General features: G+C 71.4%; 12 protein-coding genes, 1 tRNA gene and 1 pseudogene. 3 read left to right on the plus strand and 11 right to left on the minus strand.

Annotation, left to right across the window (positions count from 1 at the left end; translation table 11 throughout):
- Position 1: 1 nt before the first annotated feature.
- Genes ACWCPM_RS01955 through ACWCPM_RS01975 form a run of 5 tightly spaced genes read right to left on the minus strand, consistent with a single transcriptional unit; the run spans position 2 to position 6287 of the window.
- The gene (locus tag ACWCPM_RS01955) at positions 2-1216 is read right to left on the minus strand and encodes an ATP-grasp domain-containing protein (RefSeq protein ID WP_450974176.1); all 1215 of its coding nucleotides are present in this window, start codon (positions 1214-1216) and stop codon (positions 2-4) included.
- Complete coding sequence (locus ACWCPM_RS01960; RefSeq protein ID WP_450974177.1) at positions 1203-2432, minus strand: MFS transporter; 1230 nt, start codon at positions 2430-2432, stop codon at positions 1203-1205. The genes ACWCPM_RS01955 and ACWCPM_RS01960 overlap by 14 nt, the downstream gene beginning before the upstream one ends.
- Positions 2429-3850 carry a coproporphyrinogen-III oxidase family protein gene (locus tag ACWCPM_RS01965; RefSeq protein WP_450974178.1) on the minus strand — a complete coding sequence of 474 codons (1422 nt, stop codon included), beginning with the start codon at positions 3848-3850 and terminating at the stop codon, positions 2429-2431. Before ACWCPM_RS01965 ends, ACWCPM_RS01960 begins: the two co-directional genes overlap by 4 nt.
- Positions 3851-3858: 8 nt before the next feature.
- Positions 3859-5031, minus strand: a complete 1173-nt coding sequence (locus ACWCPM_RS01970; RefSeq protein ID WP_450974179.1) for an ATP-grasp domain-containing protein — start codon at positions 5029-5031, stop codon at positions 3859-3861.
- A gap of 47 nt (positions 5032-5078) precedes the next feature.
- On the minus strand, positions 5079-6287 hold the full coding sequence (locus ACWCPM_RS01975; RefSeq protein WP_450974180.1) for an ATP-grasp domain-containing protein: 1209 nt from the start codon (positions 6285-6287) through the stop codon (positions 5079-5081).
- A gap of 184 nt (positions 6288-6471) precedes the next feature.
- On the opposite strand from ACWCPM_RS01975, the gene ACWCPM_RS01980 reads away from it, so the two are divergent.
- Complete coding sequence (locus ACWCPM_RS01980; RefSeq protein ID WP_450974181.1) at positions 6472-7194, plus strand: AlkZ-related protein; 723 nt, start codon at positions 6472-6474, stop codon at positions 7192-7194.
- Between the two features lie 271 nt (positions 7195-7465).
- Here ACWCPM_RS01980 and ACWCPM_RS01985 read toward each other — a convergent pair whose 3' ends face one another.
- On the minus strand, positions 7466-8116 hold the full coding sequence (locus ACWCPM_RS01985) for a DUF6308 family protein (RefSeq protein WP_450974182.1): 651 nt from the start codon (positions 8114-8116) through the stop codon (positions 7466-7468).
- Between the two features lie 199 nt (positions 8117-8315).
- On the opposite strand from ACWCPM_RS01985, the gene ACWCPM_RS01990 reads away from it, so the two are divergent.
- Both ACWCPM_RS01990 and ACWCPM_RS01995 read left to right on the plus strand, forming a co-directional pair.
- Positions 8316-8891 carry a nucleotidyltransferase domain-containing protein gene (locus ACWCPM_RS01990; RefSeq protein WP_450974379.1) on the plus strand — a complete coding sequence of 192 codons (576 nt, stop codon included), beginning with the start codon at positions 8316-8318 and terminating at the stop codon, positions 8889-8891.
- Between the two features lie 15 nt (positions 8892-8906).
- The gene (locus tag ACWCPM_RS01995; protein WP_450974183.1) at positions 8907-9080 is read left to right on the plus strand and encodes a hypothetical protein; all 174 of its coding nucleotides are present in this window, start codon (positions 8907-8909) and stop codon (positions 9078-9080) included.
- A 173-nt stretch (positions 9081-9253) separates the two neighbouring features.
- On the opposite strand, the pseudogene ACWCPM_RS02000 reads toward ACWCPM_RS01995, so the two are convergent.
- From ACWCPM_RS02000 to tmk, 5 genes and pseudogenes are all read right to left on the minus strand, one after another.
- Positions 9254-9343 (minus strand): annotated as a pseudogene (locus tag ACWCPM_RS02000) (DNA-binding response regulator); the annotation flags it as partial.
- A 417-nt stretch (positions 9344-9760) separates the two neighbouring features.
- Positions 9761-9834 (minus strand) — tRNA-Thr (locus ACWCPM_RS02005).
- A gap of 106 nt (positions 9835-9940) precedes the next feature.
- Positions 9941-11545: an alpha/beta hydrolase gene (locus ACWCPM_RS02010; RefSeq protein ID WP_450974184.1), complete on the minus strand. Its 1605-nt coding sequence runs from the start codon at positions 11543-11545 to the stop codon at positions 9941-9943.
- A 146-nt stretch (positions 11546-11691) separates the two neighbouring features.
- Positions 11692-12897, minus strand: a complete 1206-nt coding sequence (locus tag ACWCPM_RS02015; protein WP_450974185.1) for a DNA polymerase III subunit delta' — start codon at positions 12895-12897, stop codon at positions 11692-11694.
- A gap of 189 nt (positions 12898-13086) precedes the next feature.
- A complete protein-coding gene (gene tmk / locus ACWCPM_RS02020; protein ID WP_450974186.1) occupies positions 13087-16368 on the minus strand; it encodes a dTMP kinase in 3282 nt (1093 codons plus the stop codon).
- Between the last annotated feature and the right edge of the window lie 19 nt (positions 16369-16387).

Below are 16387 nucleotides of genomic sequence, written 5' to 3' on the forward strand. Positions count from 1 at the left end.
CTCACACCGACCACCTCAGAGCCTGGGAGGCCCAGTCCGCGCACTCGCGCAGAGCGGTCTCCACCGCCGCGTTGCCGGAGCCGCGTACGACGAACGACACGACCGCGTCCGTCGACGCGGCGGCCGCGGTATGGGCGGCGGGGACCACGTCGGGCCGGCGGTACTGGACCACCGAGTCGGGCACGGGGATGTCCTTGATCTCCTCCAGGGTCCCGCGGCGTGGAGGCACTAGAAGCCAGCCGTAGCACTCGGGGCCGCGGGCGACGGGCACGTCGCCGCGGCTCACCCCGGCCTGGTCGCGGAACCAGAGCTCCACGGGGTTGGCCCCGGTGCTGAGGGTGAGCGTCTCGTACACATGCCCGCCGCCCAGGCGCGCCCCGATCTCGCAGAAGTACAGCTCCCCCGTCTCCTCGTGGAGGAACACCTCGAGGTGGAAGGGGCTGAAACCGGTGGGCGGCAGAGCGGAGACGGCCTTCTCCGCGAACTCGACGAGGCGCTCCCCGAGCGGGTCGTGCGCGTCGAGTTGGGCGCTTCCCAAGCACTCCCCGTCCGCGAAGGACAGGCACGAGTTGACGTAGCGCGAGGGAAGGGCGAAAAGCACCTTGCCCTCCCGCATGAAGCCGTCGACATGGTGGACGGTCCCCGGCACGTACGCCTCGACCAGAACGTCGTCGGGATCACGGCCCGACAGTTGCGCCGTCAGCTCGGCCGGGTCGTGGACCACGGCCACGCCACGCGATCCGTAGCCCAGCCGCGGCTTGACGACCACGGGCCAGCCGTTCCGCTCCGCGAACTCCTCGGCGCCGGCGGGTCCGGCGGGGGCGAGGAACCGCGGTGTCGGCACGGCCGCGGCCACGGCGGTCTTCATGGCGTGCTTGTCCCGGAAGACGAGCGCGTCCGCACCGGAGAGCCCGGCGATCCCGTGCCGGTCGCGCGCCCGGGCCAGCCGCAGGATGTCGTCCTCGGTCCCGTGGACGACGGCGGACACCGAGCGTTCGGCGCACAGCCGGTCGACGTGCGCGGTCACGGAATCCGAGCCGGAGTAGTCGGCGACCGGTATCACCTCGCCGAACTGGCCGGCGTACCCCGGCCCGGCCTCCTCGCTCGTGATGAGCACGACTCGGTCCGCCACCTCGGCCAGCCATTCACTGACCGGCGTGACCTGGGCCGGAATTCGATGTGCCAACAGGATCAGGCCGTCGTCATGCGTCAGCACCGACGGTCACCTCCGTTCGTCCGTTGCCCGCCGCGGTCTCACGTCTGGTCATCAGCAGCGGCGCGCACACGAATATCGACAGGGCCATCACCACGAAGTAGAGGACGCCGCCGCCCAGCAGGAGTCCGCCGGCGAAGGGGCCGGCGAAGAACCCGAGGTAGCGGATCTCGGCGACGCCGAAATAGGTCCCCTTGCGGTCGTCACGGGCGATCTCGTGGACCGCGATGTCGGGCAGCGGCAGCAGCACGCCCTCACCGACGGTCCAGAAGACGACGCCCAGGTAGAGCATGGGCAGGCCCTCGGTCGCGGCCAGGTGGAAGCACGCGAACGACAGCGCGAAGCCGACGCACCCGATGACGACCATGAGGTTCGGCCGCACCTTGCGGGACAGCCACACGATGGGCATCTGGAGCAGCAGGGCCAGAACGGCGTTGGCGATGAAGAGGCCCGCGAAGTAGCGCACGGCATCGTCGCCCCACTCACCCGCGATGTAGAGCGGGATCATCGACTCGAACTGCGAGAAGACGAAGAAGATGACCAGCCCGGCGGCCGTCGCGGCGAGCAGCAGCCGGTCGCGCAGGGCGGCACGGAGCGGGAAGCGCGGGCCCGCGTCCTCGGCGCTGCCCTCCAGCGCAGCGAGCCGCCCCCGGCGGGCGAGGATCAGCAGCAGGTACCCCGTGTAGAACAGGGCGGGAACCGCGAAGAACGCGACGGCGCTGACGCTGTAGAGGATTCCGCCGATCGCCGGACCGACGATGCCGCCGAAGCACAGCACCATGTAGCGCACGCGGAAGATACGGCCGTCCTCGTCGGCCGCGAGCGACATCAGCTTCTTCCCGCCCGGCTCGACGAAGAGACGGGCCACGCCCAGCCCCAGGAGCAGCGAGACGATCGCGGACGTCCCGTCCGCCACCGTGAGTCCCGCGTAGATGCCCACGTACGCGGAGAGCCCGAGGACCATCATGGGCACGGTGCCGAAGCGGTCGACGAGCAGCCCGCCGAGCACGCCGCCGACCGAGGCGATGAGCGCGATCGATCCGACGACGGCTCCGATGGCCACGTCGGACAGCGAGGTGCGGGAGGCCAGATAGATCGATGCGAAGGGCATGGCCGCGAAGAACGCGATGGCGTTGAGCAGGGAGCCCGCCGCCAGCAGCGCCTGCAGACCGTCGAGCCGCCACAGCGGCGGAGCCTTCCCGCTGACGGGCTCGTTCACCGGGCCGACGCCATCGGGAGCAGGGGAAGCATGCGGTCGTCGCCGTCGGTGAGACCCCTGGTCCTGCGCTTGAGAGCGGTGAACTCGTCGAGCACCTTCTGGTCCGAGGCCGGGGAGAGGTAGTACATCATGTTGGCGTACCAGACCCAGCCGAGTTCGGTGACCCGGAACTCCTTCTCGTCCTCCTCCAGCATCCCCTCGGAGACCAGCAGAGCCAGCTTGTCCTTGAGTTCGCCGGCGATGTGGTCCCAGGCGATCCGGCTCTTGTCGAGCCAGCCGAAGTAGGGCAGATGCAGGATGACTCCCCGCTCGTAGGGGATGCCGTCGCCGACCGTGATGTTGATCTTCACATCGTCGTTCTCCAGCAGGTTCTTGACGTACGTGACCCGGTTCTCGTCGTTCATCACGGTGTAGTTGGCGACCTGCGAGATGGCGCTGTTGCCCAGCCCGATCAGTTCGTCGTCGTGATACGACCAGGTGTGGGTGTTGTACAGGTTGAGGTAGTCACGGGAGATGAACGGCGTCGTCGGCCGCTGCCCCTGCGGCAGGCGGAAGTAGCCGTGCCCGTTGTGCTGCTGGAACCCGGAGGCGCGCATGTACTGGTTGAGGTAGATGGTCATGGCCATCTTGTCGATGAAGCTCAGCGGTTCGAGACCGCGCGCCGCGTAGGAGTGGTGCAGCGGTGCCTGGGTGACGACGTTGCTGATGGGGTACAGCTCCATCGTCGGGGTGCCCATGCTCGTGGCGTACTCGATGTCGCGGGAGAACTGCTCGAACGTCTGCCCGTGCATCCCGTAGATCATGTCGAAGCTCGTGTGCGCGAAGTACCGCTTGAAGAGTTCGACCGCGGCGTACTCCTGCTCGATCGTCGCGGTGATGTTGAACAGTTCGCGGTAGAGCGGGTCGAAGCTCTGCAGTCCGAACCGGACCTTGTCCACGCCGATGTCCCGCATCGCCGCGCACTTCTCCTCGGTCACACTCTTCACCTCCGCCTCGAAGGTGAACTCCTGGAGCTGGGAGAGGTCGAAGTGGTCGTGCACGGCGCGGCCGATACGGGTGATCTGGTCCGCCGTCAGCGTGGTCGGTGTGCCGCCGCCGAAGAAGATCGCCCGGATCGGTATCGACGTCGCCTCGGCGTAGCGGCCCTTGAGCGCGATCTCCTTGAGCAGGGCCTGGACGTACGTCTCGATCTGCTCGTCCCCGGTGCTTCCCAGACCGCGATTGAGCGTACAGAAGGTACATATCGTGTCGCAGAACGGGATGTGGAAGTAGAGCGCGCGGGACCGCACCCCCTCCGTCCTCATCCCGGAGTGGAATTCATGGTGCGTGACCGTGTCCAGCTCCTGGCCCTTCATCGGGTAGAGCCAGTTGTAGAAGGGGAGCTGGCGGTCGAACTTCATCAGCGTCTTACCGGGCATGAGGTTGATCATTCGAGTTCCAATCGCACGCTTTGGCGGACAGTGCGCAGCAGGGCGTCGACCTCGGCCGCGTCCCGGCCGTGGACGAGGACAAAGGCGATGAGGGATCCGAGATCACGGGTCAGGGGCACGAAGTCGCCGGGAGCGACACAGGGGTGGACGGCGTCGACCCCGGCGGTCAGCCGGACCTCGTCCAGGCCGGCCAGCCGCGTGAGCACTCCGGGCCGCTCGTCGTTGCGCAGGCAGCAGATGCCCAGTGCCGCGTCGAATCCGAGGTCGCGGGAGAGCAGCCCCGTGTCCTCGCCCAGGTACGCGGCCAGGGTGTCGTCGTAGGGACGGATGGTGCTGTGCAGACGCCAGTGGTCGGTCATGTGCGCGCCGGGGAGGCGGCTGGCCAGTTCGACCAGGCAGGGTCCGGCGGCATCCGTCTTGATCTCGGTGTGACTGGGCCCGAGCCGCACGCCGTAGGCGTCCAGCGCCTGCGTGACGAAGCGTTCCGCGGCCGGCCAGTCCGGGTCGTCCGGCCCGAGCTGGACCAGGTCCCAGTACGGCTGGTCGTAGTCGCCGCTGCCGGGCTGCCGGTACTCCCACATGTCCAGCACCCGGTGACGGCCGTCCTGGCTGAAGCAGTTGACGGCGATCTCCCGGCCGCGTACGTACTCCTCGACCAGCCATTCCTCGTTGGCGCCGCCGAACAGGTCGTGGGCCGGAAGGTCCCCCACGTCCGACAGATCCGGAAGAACCGTCACCCCGTGCGAGCCCGCGCCCCGCTGCGGCTTGGCGATGGCCGGCAGTCCGATCCGCGCCGCCGCCTCGGCGACCTGGTCGCGGGAGACGACCTCGAAGGACGGCACCCGGATGCCCGATTCCACGGCGTGTCTTCGCATCGCCGCCTTGGAGCGCCGGGCCGACGCGGTGACCGCCGGATTGCCCGGCACCCCGAGCAGTTCGCTCAACCGGTCGCCGATCTCCACCGAGGGCTCGGTGGTCGGGACGACCGCGCGGATCGGCCCCGCGAGCCGCCCGGCGGCCTCACCCGCGTCGGCGGCGTGCACCACCTGCTCGTCGTCGCGCCGGTAGTCGGGGTCGTAGGACGTGAGCAGCGTCTCGTCCAGGGTGTACAGCGAGATGGTCGGCAGAGCCCGACGACGGCAGGCGTCCTTGAACGGCTGCCCGGTCATGGCCGGGTCCACCAGGACGACGCTTCCCCCGTGAGCCGGAAGTCGGCTCACCCCTCCGCCTCGATGCGCAGCTCGTCACGCACACGGGCGAGCACCGCATCGAGTTCCTGCCGTTCGGGAGCCTGGTAGACCACCATGCCGACCCGGTCCATCGAGGAGCACAGCTCATGGATCTCGTCGCCCGGCGCCACGTCGATCTCGATCTTCACCACACCGGGGAGCTTCTCCACCCGCTCCACGCCCGCGACGGCGCTCACCGTGCCGGCGGCGGGCGTCGGGAACCAGACCGAGGCCACCCTCGGCGGCGTTCCGGCCGCGCCGGGCGGCAGGTTGAGCGGCAGGCCGCAGGCCGCGGCGACCGCCGCGTCGTAGAGGTCGACGTCCGTGGCGGCCTCGATGACGTCCATCAGGTAGTCGCCGGGCGTGCGGGTGGCGATCTCCACGATGTGCGGGCTGCCGGAGCGCAGGATGAGTTCGAAATGAACGACGCCGGTACGCATGCCCAGCGCCCCGACGACCTGCCGCAGCAACGCCGAGATCTCCTGCCGCTCCCCCTCGTCGAGGGCGGCGGGCACGTGGTGGGCCAGCTCGACCCGGTAGGGCGCCACGGTGGTGGTCTTCGCGGTGACGCTCTCGAAGACGGGCGTTCCGTCGACGATCAGGGCTTCGACGCTGAACTCCGGGCCGTCGAGGAACTCCTCGACCAGGAACGAGGCGTTCGCGGGCTGCTCCTCGGCCCAGGCTCGCAGTTCGTCTCGGTCCGCGGCGATCCGCACGCCCAGACTGCCCATGCTGGACAAAGGTTTCAGCACCACCGGGTAGCGGTCGGCGGCGAACGCCTCGGCCGCCTCGACGCCCCGGGCGTGGACGTACTCGGGCTGCCTGAGACCGGCCCGGCCGAACACCTCCCGCTGCATCAGCTTGTTGCGGGAGACGACCGCTGCCCGCACCCCGGGCCCCGGCAGACCCAGCTCCTCGGCCAGCATCGCGGCCGCGACGATGTGCTGCTCGGAGAAGCCCAGCACGCCGGCCACCGGCCCGTCGGCCAGCGCGGCGGTGGCCGCGGACAGCCAGCCCTCGTCGTCCGTCGCCGTCACCGGGTACCCCCGGTCGCCCGGGCCCAGAGCGGCCTTGGTCTCCTCCCACCCGAACGCGGCGGAGGTGTCCAGAACCGACACGTCAAGGCCGCGCGCATGGGCCCGACCCAGATAGGGGCGGCCCATCCAGCCACACCCGACCATCAGTAACTTCCCCATGAATTCCCCCAGTTGACGGGTCTTGTGGACCACGGCGGCCCGATCATTCATCAACTCCCAGCCAACAAGCAAGGCTTGTTTCGCTCCGGCGCGGCGCGTAGGTTGAGGCCGAAGGTGTCCGAATCGTGGACGCGGAGCCGACGGCACCCAGGCCGGACGCACCGCGTGTCGGGGGGAGTCACGAGTGGCGGGCGGGACCCTGGCCGAGGCACGCCGGGAACGCTGGTGGCAGGGCGGTCCCCCGCTGCGTTCCCTCGACGAGGCACGGGAGTACATCGAGGACGTCGGCATCTCGCTGCTCTTCGGCGGAGCCGCCGCTCGCTACCCGTCGCTCCGCGAGGCCTCGCGCGACGAGTCCCTCCCCCGTCTCCCCTCCGGATGGGGGGACGACCTCGAGGCGATGTGGACCTGGAAGGACACCCTTCCCGTCCAGGGCCGCGCCTGGCTCGGCCGCTACCTGTCCGGCAAGCAGACCCTGCTGTCCTGCCGACTGCTCTCCGAGCTCTACGAGTTCGAGGGCGAGGAGGACGACGTCCTCTCGGCGGCCGGCCTCTCCGAGGAAGCCGCCCGACTGGCCGACCTCCTCCTCGACGAGGGGCCGATGGCGACCCGTGCGCTCCGCGAGGCCGTCGGAGTGACGGGCAAGAGGTTCGACCAGGTGCTGACCGAGCTGGGACGCCGCCTGCTGATCACCCACTACGGCGTCGAGGAGGGCCCCGGCTGGGCGAGCTGCGTCATCGAGCTGACCAGCCGGGTCTTCTCCGTGCCGTCGCACGGCAGCCGCGCCGAGCGCGACGGGCGGGCGGCGGCCCGTTTCGTGGACACGATGGTCGAGGTGAAGCCCGCCGCGCTGTGCCGCGCTTTCGGATGGTCACGGGAGAGGGCCGTCGCGGCCCTGGAGTCCTGAAGCACACGACGATCCGAACGCCGGGCACGGACCGGGCTCGCGCCGGGGCGCCCGCGGCAAGGTGACACAGACGGCCTCGGTCACTCCGCCACCCGGATCACGTGGGACCTCTACGGTTCCGTCCTCGACGACCTCGCGCGTGCGACGGCGCCGACAAGGCCGTGCGGCCATGTGGGCAGGACTGCCGCCTTCGCTCCCGACACGACCGGCGAGTCGGCAGCGCTTCGCTTCAGCGCGCTGCCGGAACCCGTCACAGTGTCGTCGACACGGATCAGGGCGGACAGGCACCCAGATTCCAGGCCACGACATCAAGGATCCGCAGCAGCGACACGCCGTCCGGGGCCTGCGACGCCAGGGCTTCCCACTGCTCCGGCTGTTCCTCGAGGTCCTGGGACATGCACTCGGCGAGAGTCGAGTAGAAGACCGCTTCCGGGCGTCCCCGCTTGGGATGCATCGGGTAGTCCGTGTGAGTGCCGTGGTAGCAAGCTTTGACCTGCTGGTCGAAAAGGGGCACGAAATGGGGGCGTTTCCGATGGAGGACCTTGGTCAACTTGGTCAGTCCGATCCCGGGCACCTTTCCCGGAGCGTCCAGGACGCCGGCCAGAGCCTGAAGCAGGGGGCCATGGCCACCACGGGAGACCGCGGTCTGCAGCGTGAGGTTCTCAGGGATGGCGGCCAGCCCGGCCTCCAGCACCGGCCGCACTGCCTGCAGTGAGTACACGGCGGCAATCGTGGGGCCGGCGTTGAGGAGCAGCGGAGCGAGGAGGTCGCCATCGTTCAACTCATCCGGACCGCTGCCCGTGGCCATGCGGTCATATGACGGATAGGCGAACGGCTTGCCCCCCTTGGCGGCCGCGGCAGCCCTGTTCGCCGATTCGTCGAAGTAGGAGCGGACCCACCGGGCCGCCACCTCGGTCTCCACGCTACGCCCGCCGACACGTACCTTCTGGTCCCTCATACCGCCCCCGGCATCAGTCGCCTTCCCCCACCGGCCGAACCCCTGCCCATGGCCGCGCGACAACACGGCCTCGACCGACTGCTGAAGTGTAGTGAATGACACGCAATATGGGCGGGTGAGTACTGAGACGTCGGAACGCTGGGTGCCGGATCGTCCCGAGGACATGGCCACGGCCTTCGCCACGGCGGACTTCCCATGGTGGATCGCCGGCGGCTACGCGATCGAACTCGCGGTCGGCCGCGAGCTACGCGCACACGGCGATCTCGACGTCCTCGTCCTCCGGCGGGACCAAACCCTGACACAAGACCTGCTGTCCGGCTGGGACCTTTACGTCGCGGACCCGCCCGGTCAGGGGACACTCCGATCGTGGCGCCCCGGAGAAGTTCTTCAGCCACCGCTCCACGACATCTGGTGCAGACGAAGACCAGAAGCACCCTGGTCTGTGCAATTCATGCTGGACGAGGCCGAGGGCACGCAGTGGGTCTCCCGGCGGAACCCTGCGGTCCGGCTTCCGATCGACCGGATCGGACGAACGAGCGAGACAGGAATTCCGTATCTCGCCCCCGAGGTCCAGCTCTTCTACAAGGCAAAAGCGACCCGGAAGAAGGACGAAACCGACTTCGAGGCTGTACTGCCCCTGCTCACCGCTCCCGCCTGCTCGTGGCTCGCGAACGCCATCAAACTGACCGTGCCCGGACATCCCTGGCTCCGGCGACTCCGTTCGGACGGCCGAACGTGAGCAGCGGAACGTCGTATGGACCTGATCACCCCACCGCTGCTCGACGACGTGGTGGACGGCGAACCGGCGGCCCTGGCCCGCCTCCGGGCCGCCGACAGGTCCCTGCGCGCCCAGCGAGAGGACCGACACCGCGCCGACGCACTCCTCGCACTGATCGCCACCTATGTCGAGGACTACGGAAACGAGTGAAGGACGGCTGAGAAGCCGGCAGCGGGCGACGTGGAGACCCGGGGTGGCATTCGTTCAGGGGGATGCTCGTCTGCCGCTCGTCGACCGGCACCATGAGGGGCCGCCAGCCACGGTGTCCCGCCCAGTGGCCGCCGCGTGAGGCGGAGGCCTGGGTGCCGCCACGGGTGCTGGTCCGCTCCGGCGAGCGCGGCAAGTCCCGTCTCGTACGGGAGGACGACGGCCTGAACGCGGTCGCGCAGGTCCGGCTTGGACAGGATGCGGCCGCTCCGTCGATCTCCCTGCCCTGATCGGCTACTGCCTGCACTCATGGCCAACCAACGCCAGGACCCGAGCCGGACGCGAGACCTGTCCGGACCGGACAGTCCCGACAACGCCGTCGTCCCATCGGAGACCGGTAAATTCCAGCCATCGCCCCAGGAACAGCAAGAGTGCCTGATGGAGTGTCACGCACGGCTGTCCACCGGTTGTCCACCGGGACCCTGCGCGCAGGCCCGACCCATCCCCTTCAGACCAAGAAAAGACCAGGTCAGAGCGTTAGATCGTCGATCTTGACACAGAAACCAAACGTCAGACCCACGCATTACGATGCACAGACAGACAGTTGCCCGATCTACCGAGATTCCAAGGTCAACCAAAACAAGAAACCCCAGGTCAGAGGCCTAACCTGGGGTTCACCACAGAGCCGCCTTCGGGATTCGAACCCGAGACCTACGCATTACGAGTGCGTTGCTCTGGCCATCTGAGCTAAGGCGGCGCGCTGTCCGCACCATGGTGCGATCAGCAACGTCGGTAAGTCTACACAGTTTCCAAGGGTGCTCCGCACCGGCCCCGGAGCGTACGGATCCAGGGCCGGGACACCGCTACGAGCAGCGCTTTCCGTCCGACGGCGCCGTGCCGCGGAGGAGGTATGCGTTGATCGTACGGTCGATGCACGCGCTGCCTCGTCCGTACGCGGTGTGGCCGTCGCCGTCGTAGGTGAGGAGGCGGCCGGAGGAGAGCTGGCGGGACAGGCTCTGCGCCCAGTGGTACGGCGTCGCCGGGTCGCGGGTGGTGCCGACGACCACGATCGGCGCCGCGCCCTTCGCCTCGATGCGGCGCGGCTCGCCCGTGGGCGCGACCGGCCAGTACGCGCAGTTCAGGGCGGCCCAGCCGAGGGATTCACCGAAGACCGGGGACGCCTTCTCGAATGCGGGCAGGGACTCGCGCACCTGGTCGGGGGTGTCGAAGGAGGGCGGGAGGTCCAGGCAGTTCACGGCGGTGTTCGCGTACATCAGGTTCGAGTAGCGGCCTTCTGCGTCCCGCTCGTAGTAGCTGTCCGACAGGGCGAGCAGCCCCGCGCCGTCCTTCTTCTTCACGGCCGCGTTCAGCGCCGTGCGCAACTGCGGCCAGGCCGCCTCGTCGTACATCGCGGCGATCACGCCGGTGGTGGCCAGGGACTCGGTGAGTCGGCGGCCCGCCTTGTCCCCCGTGGACAGCGACTTCGCGTCGGTCCTGTCGAAGAACGCCTTCAGGTTCCGGCCGACCTGCTCCGGCTTCGACCCACGGCTCCCGACGGCGCAGTCCGTATGCCGGACGCAGTCCTTCGCGAACGCCCGGAACGCCGTCTCGAACCCGGCGGTCTGGTCCAGGTTCAGCCGGCGGGCCGGCAGCGTCGGATCCATCGCGCCGTCCAGCACCAGCCGCCCCACCTGCTTCGGGAAGAGCCCGGCGTACGTCGCCCCGAGCAGCGTCCCGTACGACGCCCCCACGTAGGTCAGTTTCCGGTCCCCCAGCGCGGCCCGCACGATGTCCATGTCCCGCGCCGCCTCGACGGTCGAGACATGCCGCAGCAGCTCGGGCGCGTCCACACCGCACCCTTCGGCGAACTTCTTGTACGCCGCCACCAGCTCGTCGACCTCGCGCCCGTCGTCCGGCGTGACATCCGTCTGCGTGTACGTGTCCATCTCCCGCCCGTCGAGGCACTCGACGGGCTCGCTGCGGGCGACTCCCCGCGGATCGACCGCCACCATGTCGTACCGGTCGCGCACCTCCTTCGGGTAGCCGATCCCGGCGTACGCCTGGAGGTAGCCGACCGCCGAGCCGCCCGGCCCGCCCGGGTTCACCAGCAGCGAGCCCAGCCGTTCGCCCGGCCCCGTGGCCTTCCTCCGGGCCACCGCGAGCCGCACGTCGCCGGCGTCGGTCCTGGCGTAGTCGAGCGGCGCCCGCAGCGTGGCGCACTCGAAGCCGGGGACACCGCAGGAGTGCCAGCCCGGCTTCTGCCCGTAGTACGACGTCAGCCCGGAGGACGCCGCCTGGGGCAGCGCCGCGAGCACCGCCCGGGCCGCCGGCGAAGTGGCGGAACCCGTCGAGCTCCCGGAGGAGCAGGCGGATGCGACCAGCGCCGCGACGGCGAGGAAGCCGGCTCCGGTGCGGGACCTGACGCTGAACACGGACCTGGACCTGCGGTGGGTGCGCCTTGTGTGCATCCCGCGAGCGTAACGCTGCGCGACCGTCTGGGTGCCCTGCGTACGCCTTGTGCCCCGGACGAGTGCGGGCTGTCCCACGGACGAGGTACGTCGTCAACGCGGGGGGCAGGGGTGTGAGGCCCGCTCCCGTCTCCGGCGGGCCCCGCTCACCCCGCCCTGAGCGCCATGGTCATCGCCTCCACGGCGAGCAACGGCGCCACGTTCCGGTCGAGCGCGTCCCGGCAGGCGGCGATCGCCTCGATGCGGCGCAGCGTGGATTCGGGCGCGCTGCCACGCGCGAGCCGCTCCAGCGCGTCCTCGGCGTCCGTGTTGGCGAGCGCGACGCGAGAGCCGAGCTGGAGGGCGAGGACATCGCGGTAGAAGGCGGTGAGATCGGTGAGGGCGACGTCGAGACTGTCGCGCTGCGTGCGGGTGCGCCGGCGCTTCTGCTTCTCCTCCAGGTCCTTCATCACGCCCGCCGTCCCCCGCGGCATCCGGCCCCCCTGCACCGCGCCCAGCGCCGCCTTCAGCTCCTCGGTCTCCTTGCCGTCGACCTCCTCGGCGAGCTGCTTGGCGTCCTCCGCCGCCGCGTCCACCAGCTCCTGCGCCGCCTTGAGGCAGGCGCCGACGTCGTCGACGCGCAGCGGCAGCTTCAGCACTGCCGCCCGGCGTTCCCGCGCCGCCGGGTCGGTGGCGAGGCGGCGGGCGCGGTCGACGTGCCCCTGCGTGGCGCGGGCGGCCGCGGCGGCCACGGCGGGCTCGACGCCCTCGCGGCGTACGAGCATGTCGGCGACGGCGGCCACCGAGGGCGTGTTCAGGTTCAGATGGCGGCAGCGGGAGCGGATGGTGGGCAGCACGTCCTCCAGGGAGGGGGCGCACAGCAGCCAGACCGTACGGGGGGCTGGCTCCTCGACCGCCTTGAGGACGGCGTTGGCGGACTTCTCGTTCAGCCGCTCGGCGTCCTCGACGAGGATGACCTGCCAGCGGCCGTTCGCCGGAGAGGTGAACGACTTGCGGACCGTGTCCCGCATGTCGTTGACCAGGATCTGCGCGCCGACCGCGACGATCGTGGAGACGTCGGCGTGCGTGCCGATCAGCGCCGTGTGGCACCCGTCGCAGAACCCGCACCCGGGGGCGCCGCCCAGCGCGCGGTCCGGGCTGACGCACTGCAACGCCGCCGCGAACGCCCGTGCGGTCTGGACCCGACCCGCGCCGGGCGGCCCGGTGAACAGCCAGGCGTGCGTCATGCTGGACGCCGCCGGCGGCGGGGTGCCGGCCGCGGCGGCGGTGACCAGCGCGTCGGCGTCCCGGGCGGCGGCGGTGAGCTGCTCGCTCAGCCGCTCCTGCCCGACGAGGTCGTCCCAGACGCTCATGGGTCACGCCGCCCTTCCGTCACATTCCGCCGTACGCCGTCCATTGTGCGGGCGACCACTGACAAGTGTGCGGGCGACCACCGACAACGCCGGACGGCCCGGGCGCCGCAGGGCTCCCGGGCCGTCCCGCCGCCCGACGGACGGCCGGCGCCGCGCAGGGCCCCGGGCCCTGCCGCCCGCCGCCCCGCGTCAGCGACCGCGGCGCTTCCCGCGCCCGTCCTGCTCCTCGTCGTACCCGCCGTCATGCGGACCGAGCAGTTCGTCGGCCAGCGTCGGCAGGTCGTCCAGCGGGGTCTCCTCGGCCCAGTCCGGACGCGGCCGCCGCTGCGGCCTGCCGTCGGCGTCGAGCTGGGGCAGCTCCCGCGTGCGGTCCTCGCTCACGTCCGGACCCACGCCCCGGCGCTCGTCCCGGAAGAACCCCGGCGGTACCCGGTCGGCGGGGGCTTCGTCCCGCACGGGCGGCAGCACCGCGGTCTCGTCGGCGGCCCCTGGCACGACCGGCGGCAGCACCGCGGTCTCGTCGGCGGCCCCTGGCACGACCGGCGGCAGTACGGCCGTCTCGTCCGCCGCGCCGTCCGACGGCCGGACCGGCGGCAGCACCGCCGTCTCGTCCGCCGCCCGCGCGGCCGTCCCCGGCTGCGGCAGCTCCGCCGTCACCTCGGCGTCGGACACGGCGGCGTCGGCGGGCGCCTGGGGCTTGTCGGCCGAAGGCCGCACCGGCCGCAGTACCGCCGTGTCCTCCGCGGATACGCCGGAGCCGCCGGACCCTTCGGCGGCCGGCGTCACCACCGGCGTCGGCACGGTCAGCGCGTCCGACGGCGCCGCCGGCGTCGCGGGAGCAGTCGGCCGGGGTCCCGCCGCTGCCGCCGACGCGGCCTGCTCGGCGGCCCGGCGTGCCTCCTCGGCCCGCAGCAGCGCCTCCTCGGCCTTGCGCTGCTTCTCCATGCGGCGCTCCTCGGCCTCGGCGCGCAGCCGGGCCTCCTCCTCGGCCTGCTGCCGGCGCCGGTCCTCCTCGGCCCTGCGGCGGGCCTCCTCCTCGGCGCGCGCCTGCTCCTCGGCGAGGAGCCGGACCCGCTCCTCGTCGGCGCGGCGGCGGGCCTCCTCGGCCCGCTGCCGGGCCTCCTCCGCCTGCCGCTCGGCCTCGCGCCGCTGCGCCTCCTCCAGCTCGCGCTGCTTGCGCTCTTCCTCCTCGGCGCGCAGCCGGGCGAGCTGCTCCTGGCGCTCCCGCTCCAGACGCTCCTCCTCGGCCTTGCGGGCGGCCTCCTCCTCCGCCTTGCGGCGGGCCTCCTCCTCGGCCTTGCGGCGCGCCTCCTCCTGGGCCTTCACCTCGGCCTCGGACAGCGGCAGCAGCTGGTCGAGGCGGTGGCGGATCACCGTCGTGACGGCTTCGGCCTCCTGCCCGGCGTCGACGACCAGATACCGCCCGGCGTCGGCCGCGGCCAGCGTCAGGAAGCCGGAGCGCACGCGCGCGTGGAACTCCGCCGGCTCCGACTCCAGCCGGTCGGGTGCCTCGGTGAACCGCTCGCGCGCGGCCTCGGGCGAGACGTCCAGCAGGACGGTCAGGTGCGGGACGAGACCGTGGGTCGCCCAGCGGTTGATGCGGGCGATCTCGGTCGGGGACAGGTCACGGCCCGCCCCCTGGTACGCCACCGAGGAGTCGATGTACCGGTCGGAGATCACGACCGCGCCGCGCTCCAGGGCGGGCCGCACCACGGTGTCGACGTGCTCGGCACGGTCCGCCGCGTACAGCAGCGCCTCGGCGCGGTGCGAGAGCCCGGCGCTGGAGACGTCCAGCAGGATCGAGCGCAGCCGCTTGCCCACCGGGGTCGCCCCGGGCTCGCGGGTCAGCACGACCTCGTGGCCCTTGGCCCTGATCCACTCGGCGAGCGCCTCGGCCTGGGTGGACTTGCCGGCGCCGTCGCCGCCCTCCAGGGCGATGAAGAACCCGCCCGCGGCGGGCGTCGGCTCCGGGTCGTCGCCGCCGAGCAGCGCGTGGCGCACGTCCTGCCGCAGGGGCACCCCGGAGCGGTCGTCGAGCTTGGCCAGCACCAGCGCGGCCACCGGCAGCAGCAGGGCGCCGACCAGCATCAGAGTGAACGCCGCGCCGCCGTGCGCGAACACGAACTTGCCGTTCTCCAGCCGGTGCGGCCCGATCAGCGCCGCCACCAGGGGCGCGACCAGCACGCCGAGCGCCACGAAGACCCGCACCATCGCGTGCAGGTGCTCCGTCGTGCGGGCCCGGCGCGAGTCCTCGGCCTCCTGGTCGAGCAGGGTGTGCCCGGTGTTGGCCGCCACACCCGCGCCGACGCCGGCCAGCGCGACGATCAGCAGCACCGTGGCGACGTCCGGGACGAGCCCGGCGGCCAGCAGCGCGACGCCGGTGAAGGCGATCGCCAGCGCCAGCAGCCGGCGCCGCGACAGCGACACCAGCACCTTGGGCGCCGTACGCACCCCGATGACGACACCGCCAGTGAGCAGACCCACCAGCAGCCCGTACGTCACGGGGCCGCCTCCCAGGTCCTTGGCGTGCAGCACGGACACCGCGACCGCCGCGGCCACCGCGCCGGCGACGACCGCGCAGGCCAGGACGAGCAGCGTCATCGCACCCGTGCGGCCCTTGTCGGCGCCGTCGGTCGTGCGGGGGCGGCGCAGCCCCTCCAGCGGGGACCGCGCGCGCGGGGTGCGGGTTCCGGGGACCTCCAGGAAGGTCAGCACGGACAGGGACGCGGCGAACAGGCCCGCGGCCACGTACGAGGAGAGGGCCGCCTGGTGCTGGCCGAACCAGTCGATCCCGGCACCGAGCAGATTGTTGAACAGTCCCGCGACGACCAGTGCGGCGGCCGCGAGGGGCACGGTCACGAAGGCCGTACGCAGCGACAGGCGGCGCAGCGCGTCCATGTGGTCCGGCAGCGGCCGTACCGTCGCGCCCTCCGGCGGCGGCGCGGGCAGCAGCGCGGGCGCGGCGCTCTCGCGGCACACCGTCCAGAACCGCTCGGCGACACCCGTGACGAACACGGTCACCAGCAGCAGGGCGAGCGCGTCGTCCGGCGTCCAGTCGATCCACAGCGGCGCGACGATCAGCAGCGCGACCCTCAGCCCGTCCGCCCCGACCATGGTCCAGCGGCGGTCGAGCGGGCCGTCCTGCGAGGTGAGCGCGGAGAGCGGCCCGAGGAGCACGGCGCCGAAGAGCAGCGTCGCGAGGACGCGCACCGCGAAGACCACGGCGACCGCGAACGCCACGCCCCGGTACCCGCCACCGAACGACCCCTCGGCGATCGCCGCCTGGAGAACGAGGAGGACCAGCACCAGCAGGGCCAGCATGTCGCCGATGCCGCTGACGAGCTGTGCGCTCCACAGCCGCTTCAGCTGTGGCCGGCGCAACAGCGCGCGCACGGCACGCTCGCGGGAGTCCGCGACCAGGGCTTCGTCGGGGGCCGGGTGATGGGCCGTTGGCTGCTCGGCTCGCGTCATGCTTTCAGCCTATCGGGCC

Source organism: Streptomyces sp. NPDC002309 (assembly GCF_053593375.1).

Excerpts from the sequence above, each read along its gene's own strand:
- ACWCPM_RS01965 (WP_450974178.1), bottom strand. The coding sequence starts at position 3,850 with ATGCCCGGTAAGACGCTGATGAAGTTCGACCGCCAGCTCCCCTTCTAC.
- ACWCPM_RS01970 (WP_450974179.1), bottom strand. The coding sequence starts at position 5,031 with ATGACCGGGCAGCCGTTCAAGGACGCCTGCCGTCGTCGGGCTCTGCCG.
- ACWCPM_RS01975 (WP_450974180.1), bottom strand. The coding sequence starts at position 6,287 with ATGGGGAAGTTACTGATGGTCGGGTGTGGCTGGATGGGCCGCCCCTAT.
- ACWCPM_RS01990 (WP_450974379.1), top strand. The coding sequence starts at position 8,316 with ATGGCCACGGCCTTCGCCACGGCGGACTTCCCATGGTGGATCGCCGGC.
- ACWCPM_RS01995 (WP_450974183.1), top strand. The coding sequence starts at position 8,907 with ATGGACCTGATCACCCCACCGCTGCTCGACGACGTGGTGGACGGCGAA.
- ACWCPM_RS02010 (WP_450974184.1), bottom strand. The coding sequence starts at position 11,545 with ATGCACACAAGGCGCACCCACCGCAGGTCCAGGTCCGTGTTCAGCGTC.
- ACWCPM_RS02015 (WP_450974185.1), bottom strand. The coding sequence starts at position 12,897 with ATGAGCGTCTGGGACGACCTCGTCGGGCAGGAGCGGCTGAGCGAGCAG.
- tmk (WP_450974186.1), bottom strand. The coding sequence starts at position 16,368 with ATGACGCGAGCCGAGCAGCCAACGGCCCATCACCCGGCCCCCGACGAA.